1 rRNA gene is annotated in these 205 nt (G+C 50.7%); it reads left to right on the plus strand.

The window, feature by feature from the left end:
• Positions 1-69: ribosomal RNA gene (locus tag GPK83_RS16440) — 16S ribosomal RNA — on the plus strand; the annotation flags it as partial.
• Positions 70-205 lie beyond the last annotated feature (136 nt).

Consider the following 205-nt stretch of genomic DNA (forward strand, 5'->3'; position numbering starts at 1 on the left):
GGTCTGATAACTGGGGTGAAGTCGTAACAAGGTAGCCGTATCGGAAGGTGCGGCTGGATCACCTCCTTTCTAAGGAAGAATAAAGTAAGGGTTTTACGTACTGTTCAGGTCTCAAGGACCTAAAAAAGAATTCCGGTGCCGATGCGCTTATGGGACACACCCGTTCCCATCCCGAACACGACGGTTAAGACGTAAGCGGCCGATG

The organism is Clostridium sp. MCC328, assembly GCF_018785465.1.
Lineage (GTDB): Bacteria > Bacillota > Clostridia > Lachnospirales > Lachnospiraceae > Pilosibacter > Pilosibacter fragilis.